The organism is Pseudomonas sp. Sample_14 (assembly GCF_004307515.1).
Classification (GTDB): Bacteria; Pseudomonadota; Gammaproteobacteria; order Pseudomonadales; family Pseudomonadaceae; genus Aquipseudomonas; species Aquipseudomonas atacamensis.
On sequence record NZ_RCOC01000101.1, the window covers coordinates 1 to 7,713 of the forward strand.

The window sequence follows — 7,713 nt, forward strand, 5'->3', positions numbered from 1 at the left end:
CGATCATGTCCTTGGCCTGTTGCAGGCAGATGCGCGCTTCCTTGATCACGATCTGATGGATCTGCGTCAGGTCGGTGGTCGGCAGGCGCGCGTCTTCGGCGCTTTGCGTCTCCACCGTGCCAACCATGCCGGCCAGCGTCGCTTCGACGTAGAGCAAGGCCCCGGCGACGTCCATGAGAATGGCGTCGTTCGGTTCGCGCTGGCCCTGAGCGAGGCTGAGCACCACTGCCAGTTGGTCGATGATGACTTTGCGCGGCTGGCCGAAACCCAGTACCGCGAGGGTGTCGGCGATCTGTCGCAGCGGCGCGAGCAGGCTGTCCAGATCCGAAGCGTGCTGGCGGTCACTGCGCACGAACAGATCGAGGCGCTCCTTGACCCGCACCAGCTCTTCGCACAGCGCCGCCAGCACCGAGCGCATGGCATCGCGGTCGGGGCCGGCGAGGCGCGCGCGCTCTTCATCGACCATCGCGCTGTCGGGCAACGCGTCGTCCAGGGAGTAGCGATCTTTCATGGTCAGCATCTGCCCGGTGGGATGTTCGGCTTTGGCAATATAGAACAACAGGCTTTTCAGCAGCTCGGCCGGCGCCGGCTGATTGAGCCCGACGATGCCCTGCTCGAGCAGGCGCTTGAGCTCTTGGTCGGCGTCCTTGAACAGGCTGCGCAGCGCCGGACTGTTGGCGATGACGCCCTCGCGCATGCCCTCGACCAATGCCGAGACGATTTGCCACAAAGGGCTCAACGGCGCGTCGCCGCTCAGCGCTTCGAGACGGCTGAAGACTTTGGCCAGATAGCCAAGGTGCGTCTGGTCGTCCTGTTCGCGCAGCAGACCGACCAGAGCCATTTGCAGCATCTGCCGCAGTTTGCGCAGCACGTTCGGCAGATCGGGCGGTTCCAGCTCGGCGAGTGCCCCGTCGCCGAGCGGCGCCAGCTCGGGCAGTGGCGGGCTGAACAGGCTGGTTTCCGCCAACAGGCTTTCACCACGGGCGCTGCGCAGGTCGTTGATCAGCGGCAACACCACCAACGGCAGGTCGCGGCGGGCGCTCTGCACGCGGTCGAGGTAAAGCGGCAGTTGCCCCAGGGCTTGCAGCATCAGGTGCAGGGCTTCGTCGCGGTGCGGTACACGATCATGTTGCAGGGCTTCGACCAAGTGCTCCATTTCTTCGGCCAGTAACGCTGCGCCGTAGAACTCGACCATCTGCAGGCTGCCGTGGACCTGATGAATGTAGGCCAGGCACTCGTCCAGCCCGGGGAAGGCCTGCGGATCGTCGAGCACGGCTTCGATCGCCTGATGCGCCAGCTTCAGCGTTTCGGCAATTTCGCCCTTGACCCATTCCAGGGCCACGTAGTCGTGCCGATCATCCATAACCACTCCACTCACGCTTTATCTGTCGCCGCCGGCAAGGTGAAACCGGACACCGAACGGCGCAACTGACTGGCCATTTTCGCCAGGTTGCCGATGCTCTCGGCGGTGGCCGTGGACCCCGACGAAGTCTGCGAGGTGATCTGCTGGATCACATTCATCGTCAGCGAGATCTGCCCGGCCGAAGAGGTCTGCTGCTGCGCCGCGTTGGAAATGCTCTGGATCAGCGCGGCGAGGGTCTTGGACACGCCTTCGATTTCTTCCAGGGCCACACCGGCATCCTGCGCCAGTCGCGCGCCGCGCACCACTTCGGTGGTGGTCTGCTCCATGGAAATCACCGCTTCGTTGGTGTCGGCCTGAATCGCCCGCACCAGGGTTTCGATCTGCCGGGTCGCGGCGGACGAACGCTCGGCCAGCCGCTGCACTTCGTCGGCAACCACGGCAAAACCGCGCCCGGCGTCGCCCGCCATCGATGCCTGGATCGCCGCGTTGAGGGCGAGGATGTTGGTCTGGTCGGCGATGTCGTCGATCAGGCTGACGATGTCGCCGATTTCTTGGGACGACTCGCCGAGGCGTTTGATGCGCTTGGCGGTGTCCTGAATCTGTTCGCGGATGTTGTCCATGCCGTGGATGGTGTTGTGCACCACCTCGTTGCCTTTGTTGGCGATTTCCACGGAACGCTCGGCCACCGCCGACGATTCGGCAGCGTTGGCCGAGACCTGATCGATGGACTCGGCCATGTCGCTGATCGCCGTCGAAGCTTCGGAAATCTGCTGGGCCTGTTGCTCCGAGGCCTGGGCCAGATGCATGGCGGTGGCCTGGGTTTCCTGCACAGCAGCGGCAACCTGGCCGGCGGTGAGGTTGATGGTCGCCACCAGATCACGCAATTGGTCGACGGAATAGTTGATCGAGTCGGCGATGGTGCCGGTGAAGTCTTCGGTCACCGAGGCGGTCACGGTGAGGTCGCCATCGGCGAGGTCTTCGATTTCGTCGAGCAGGCGCATGATCGCGTTCTGGTTGCGCTCGTTCTTCTCGGCGGTCTCGCGCAATTGGCGATTGGTTTCGCGGACCATGACCAGACCGATGAGGATGATCGAGGCCAGCGCCAGCAAGCCCAGCACATAGCCGCCAATGGTGTCGGTGTTGCGCCCGCCGGCCAGGTGCTCGAATCCGGTGGCCAAGTGCGAGGCTTCCTCGAGCAGGGTTTGCGACAGGGTGAAGATGTTGCTCGCCGATTCGCGCACCTTGAACAGCTCTGGCGAGGTTTCGAGGATTTCGTCCACCGAGCCGGAAACGAACTGGAACAGCTCGGAGATTTCGCTCAAGCGCGCACGGGCGTCGCGGTCTTCGACCTGGCTGATTTTCAGCGCCGGGTTGCCCTGCAACATGCCGTTGAGCACCAGACCGAAACGCGCGGCATCACGACCAAACGCGTCGGCGGCCTGCTGCGAGTTTTCGTCACCGGCGAGCACGGTGTTGACTGCGCCAAGAATGCGTTCAGCCAGTAGCGATTGCCGTTGCGCCATCGCTACCTGCGCCGCTGGGGCGCCGCGCTGGAGGAGGATTTCCACGACTTTTTCGTATTCGATCTGCAACTGCGGCACGGTTTCGGCCAGCGTCGCGGCGACCTGATGCAGCGACAGCACGGTCTGTTCACTGGTGAGGATCGCGTCGGTGTTTTTCAGCAGGCGTTCCCAGTCCATCTGCACCGCGCGCATTTCCGGGCGCACGGCGACGGGTGCCGGTGGCAGGCCGGTGTTCGGGTCACCCTTTTTCAGGTAACCCCAGCGCTGGGCAAAATCGTTGCGCGCATCACTGAGCAGTTTGAACGCGGCCGCCTTGCCCGCCGCCGCTTCGGTGGCGTTCTTGGCGATGCGTTGCGAGAGCACGCGCAGTTCGCCGGCATGGCCGATGTACTGCTTGTCGTAGTTCGCCTGGGTATTGAGGTACGCGAAGTTGGCGAACAGCAGCATGATGAACACGATCAGTGCGATAAACAGCACGATGATCTGCGCGCGACTGCGCGATGCCTCTGCCGACTTGCCTGTTTTTGCTTTTGTCATCGGTCCTCGCCTTAACCCACACCTTTGAGGCCTGCTGCAATCCCTGTGGGAGGCAACCTCATGATGAAGAAATTTTGTGGCGAGGGGATTTATCCCCGATGGGTCGCGCAGCGGCCCCAAAAACCTGAGTCGTATCGGCTACATCTCAAATACAGGTCTTGGGTCGGCTTCGCCAACCATCGGGGATAAATCCCCTCGCCACAGGTCTGTCTGACCCACAATTTTCCTGATCACATAGCCCATTCCACCCAATGGGTTCTGTGTTGTTCCTGCTATAGAGCCACACCCATAAACACCGGAGACCTGGCCAGTGCGAACAGGCTGAACACCCGCCAGTTCTGTTCACGGCGGAAATAGCCTTTGACGAATTCGGCCTTGGAGCCCTGGCGCTTGCTGATCGACAGCGGCTCGAAACTGCCCTGTTCGAAATGCTGCAAGCCGATGACTTCGTCGACCATTACCCCGGCGAACACGTCTTCATGCTCCACCACCAATACCCGCCGCTGTTTGCGCAGCGGCGACAGCTCATGGCCGAAGAAGCCGCACAGGTCCATGATCGGCAGCAGCCGCCCGCGCAGGTTAGCCACACCCTTGACCCACGGCTTGACCCCGGGCAACTGGGTGAAGCGCGGTTCATGCAGGACTTCGCTGACTTCGCCCATCGGCGCCACATACCAATGCTCGCCGAGGCGAAAGCCGATGCCGCTCCAGCGATCCGGGCGCGCCGCTTGCGACGGCAGGTCTGCTGCCAGCAGGCGGCAGCGCTGGTCGATCTGCCAGAGCAGTTCGAACGCGGTCAGCGATTCGTTCATGATCGCGCGATCAGCCGTTGAGTACGTTGTTCAGGGTCTTGATCAGGGTGTCTTCGTCGACCGGTTTGGTCAGGTAATCCTTGGCGCCCTGGCGGGTGCCCCAGACCTTGTCGGTCTCCTGATCCTTGGTGGTGATGATGATCACCGGGATGTGCGCCGTGTCGGCATCCTTGGTCAACTGGCGGGTCGCCTGAAAACCGTTGAGGCCGGGCATGACGATGTCCATCAGCACCGCGTCGGGTTTTTCCTGACGGGCCAGGGCCACGCCGTCGGCGCCGTTCTCGGCCTTGAGCACTTCATGGCCGTGCTTTTCGAGCATGCCGGTGAGTTTGTACATTTCAGTCGGCGAATCATCGACGATCAGGATACGTGCCATGGTCTTCCCCATTTTTCTGGTCGACTGCCGGCCCGCTGGCCGAGCGTCACTGTGCGTGTCTTACTGCGGCAAAACGGCGGCGAAGCCCGGAACATGGGCCTGGATCGCGTTGAGCAGTTCTTCTTTGCTGAACGGCTTGGTCAGAAATTGATCAGAGCCGACAATCCGCCCCTTGGCCTTGTCGAACAGACCGTCCCTGGACGACAGCATGATCACCGGCGTCGCCTTGAAGGCGCTGTTGTTCTTGATCAGGGCGCAGGTCTGATAACCGTCCAGACGCGGCATCATGATGTCGACGAAGATGATCCCGGGATGGTGGTCGGCGATCTTCGCCAGCGCATCGAAACCGTCGATGGCGGTGATCACTTCGCAACCGACATTCTTCAACAATGTTTCGGCGGTGCGGCGAATCGTTTTCGAGTCGTCGATCACCATGACCTTCAAGGCGCTGGACTGCTGTTCCATAAGAGGGTTCTACCGTCGCCTTTGCGAATCAAATTGTCCGTTTTGCTGTGAATAATGGCCTGAAACCCTTGAAACCCATGGGGCGGCGCGATCTGCCAGCCTTTTTAGCACAGTCTCCAGATGCAATCTATCGACGGGTTTTTCCTTGACCCGAAACCCGCCCGGCGCCACTCTGGCGGCACTTTTTCAATACCGATCCGGTAGCCAAATTTCGAGGAAAACCCAATGAGCGTTCGCGTCGGGATTGTCATGGACCCTATCGCCAGCATCTCCTATAAAAAGGATAGCTCGCTGGCCATGCTGCTGGCCGCGCAGAAGCGTGGCTGGGAACTGTTCTACATGGAACAGAAAGACCTGTATCAGGCCGAAGGCCAGGCGCGGGCGCGGATGAGCCCGCTGAAAGTCTTCGCCAACCCGGACAAATGGTTCGAACTGGACGCCGAGCAGGACAAGCTGCTGAGCGACCTGGACGTGATCCTGATGCGCAAGGATCCGCCGTTCGACATGGAATTCGTCTACTCCACTTACCTGCTGGAACAGGCCGAAAACGCCGGCGTGCTGGTGGTGAACAAGCCGCAGAGCCTGCGCGACTGCAATGAAAAGCTGTTCGCTACGCTGTTTCCGCAGTGCACGCCGCCGACCATCGTCAGCCGCCGCCCGGACGTATTGCGTCAGTTCGCCGACCATCACGGTGACGTGATCCTCAAGCCGCTGGACGGCATGGGCGGTTCGTCGATCTTCCGCCACACCGCCGGCCACCCGAACCTCTCGGTGATCCTCGAGACCCTGACCCTGCACGGCAAGCAGCAGATCATGATTCAGGGCTACCTGCCGGCGATCGTCGATGGCGACAAGCGCATCCTGATGATCGATGGCGAGCCGGTGGATTATTGCCTGGCGCGGATCCCGGCCATGGGCGAAACCCGTGGCAACCTCGCCGCCGGTGGCCGTGGCGAAGCACGTCCGCTGACCGAAAAGGATCGCTGGATCGCCGCCCAGGTCGGACCGACCCTGCGCGAGAAAGGCCTGCTGTTCGTCGGCCTCGACGTGATCGGCGAGCACCTGACCGAAATCAACGTCACCAGCCCGACCTGCATCCGTGAAATCGACAATGCGTTCGGCACTGATATCGGCGGGATGCTGATGGATGCGATCGATCAAAAGCTGCAAGCGGCCGGCAAAAAGCCACAAGCTTGATGTACGTCACATGCAGTCTGTCGCTTGAAGCGTGAAGCCCAAGGCGCGAAACCAACATTGCGTTATCATGCGCAGCCTCTGAAAAACGCGATGTTGGTTTTCTTGTCATGACCCTCCCGTCCGATCTGCCCGCTGAACTCGCCCATCGTGGCGTGCGCCCGGCCGATCGCCTCGGTTTTACCCTGTTTCTCGCGGCGCTGATTCACCTGGCGCTGCTGCTCGGCGTCGGTTTCACCATGGTCGAGCCGCAGCAGATCAGCAAAACCCTGGAAATCACCCTGGCCACCTTCAAGGCCGAGAAGAAGCCGGAAAAGGCAGATTTTCTCGCTCAGGAAAACCAGGAAGGCAGCGGCACGCTGGACAAGAAAGCCCTGCCCAAGACCACCGAAGTCGCGCCGTTCCAGGACAATCAGGCCAAAAAGGTCACCCCGCCGCCCGCCGCCAAGCCAGTGGTGCAGGAAGCCGCACCCAAGGCAGCGGTGACCACCGTCGCGCCGAAACCGAAAAAGGCGCCGACCAAGAAAGAAGAAAGCAAAACCGAAGTCAAACCGACCGTCGACGCGCCGGCGTTCGACAGCTCGCAGCTGTCCAGCGACATCGCCAGCCTCGAGGCGGAGCTGGCCAAGGAACAACAGCTGTACGCCAAGCGCCCGCGCATCCACCGCTTGAGCGCGGCCTCGACCATGCGCGACAAGGGCGCCTGGTACAAGGACGACTGGCGCAAGAAGGTCGAGCGCATCGGCAACCTCAACTACCCCGAAGAAGCACGACGCAAGCAGATCTACGGCAATTTGCGCCTGATGGTCTCGATCAATCGCGACGGCTCGCTGTATGAAGTGCTGGTGCTCGAATCCTCCGGCCAGCCGCTGCTCGATCAGGCGGCGCAGCGCATCGTCCGCCTGGCCGCGCCGTTTGCACCGTTTACCGGCGATCTGTCGGATATCGACCGCCTGGAAATCATCCGCACCTGGAAATTTGCCCGGGGTGACAAGCTCTCCAGCAACTGAATATTTATGTGGCGAGGGGATTTATCCCCGCTCGGCTGCGCAGCAGCCGCAAAACCATTCCATATGGAGTGTCAGGCAGAACCCATCAAGCGATTCAGGGGCGCTTCGCGCCCCAACGGGGATAAATCCCCTCGCCACAGATAAATCCCTTCACCCCAGATAAATTCCCTGAGCACAGATAAATCCCCTAACCACAGATAAACTCCCTCACCACAGCAAATCCCCTCGCCACAAAAGCTCTGTTCCAATAATGGATCTGTGTTGTTGTCAGCATCTCCAGCTTGTCAGTTCGCCCCTCGAACGCCACACTAGCGCTCATGAAAAACGTCAGCCCCAGCTACCTCAAGCATCATTTCCTGATCGCCATGCCACACATGGCCGACCCGAACTTTGCCCACACCTTGACCTACATCGTCGAGCACACGGCCAATGG

The 7,713-nt window shown here is 61.2% G+C and carries 7 protein-coding genes and 1 pseudogene; 3 read left to right on the forward strand and 5 right to left on the reverse strand.

Translation table 11 applies throughout. From position 1 onward, the window contains the following. The 5 genes from D8U61_RS25825 to pilG all read right to left on the reverse strand — a co-directional run. Window positions 1–1,363 (reverse strand): Hpt domain-containing protein (locus D8U61_RS25825; protein WP_177433370.1); only part of this gene is annotated, 1,363 nt, incomplete at its 3' end. A gap of 11 nt (window positions 1,364–1,374) precedes the next feature. Further along, window positions 1,375–3,423, reverse strand: coding sequence for a methyl-accepting chemotaxis protein (locus tag D8U61_RS25830; RefSeq protein WP_130910564.1), 2,049 nt, complete (start codon window positions 3,421–3,423; stop codon window positions 1,375–1,377). 272 nt (window positions 3,424–3,695) lie between these two features. Then, the gene (locus tag D8U61_RS25835) at window positions 3,696–4,235 is read right to left on the reverse strand and encodes a chemotaxis protein CheW (protein ID WP_016772745.1); all 540 of its coding nucleotides are present in this window, start codon (window positions 4,233–4,235) and stop codon (window positions 3,696–3,698) included. A 10-nt stretch (window positions 4,236–4,245) separates the two neighbouring features. Next, a complete protein-coding gene (gene pilH / locus D8U61_RS25840) occupies window positions 4,246–4,611 on the reverse strand; it encodes a twitching motility response regulator PilH (protein WP_016772744.1) in 366 nt (121 codons plus the stop codon). A gap of 60 nt (window positions 4,612–4,671) precedes the next feature. Continuing rightward, a complete protein-coding gene (pilG, locus tag D8U61_RS25845; protein ID WP_016772743.1) occupies window positions 4,672–5,076 on the reverse strand; it encodes a twitching motility response regulator PilG in 405 nt (134 codons plus the stop codon). Between the two features lie 225 nt (window positions 5,077–5,301). On the opposite strand from pilG, the gene gshB reads away from it, so the two are divergent. From gshB to D8U61_RS25860, 3 genes and pseudogenes are all read left to right on the forward strand, one after another. Then, window positions 5,302–6,273: a glutathione synthase gene (gene gshB, locus D8U61_RS25850; RefSeq protein ID WP_130927898.1), complete on the forward strand. Its 972-nt coding sequence runs from the start codon at window positions 5,302–5,304 to the stop codon at window positions 6,271–6,273. Between the two features lie 107 nt (window positions 6,274–6,380). Then, on the forward strand, window positions 6,381–7,280 hold the full coding sequence (locus tag D8U61_RS25855; protein WP_130927899.1) for an energy transducer TonB: 900 nt from the start codon (window positions 6,381–6,383) through the stop codon (window positions 7,278–7,280). 317 nt (window positions 7,281–7,597) lie between these two features. After that, window positions 7,598–7,713, forward strand: a pseudogene (locus tag D8U61_RS25860) (YqgE/AlgH family protein); the annotation flags it as partial.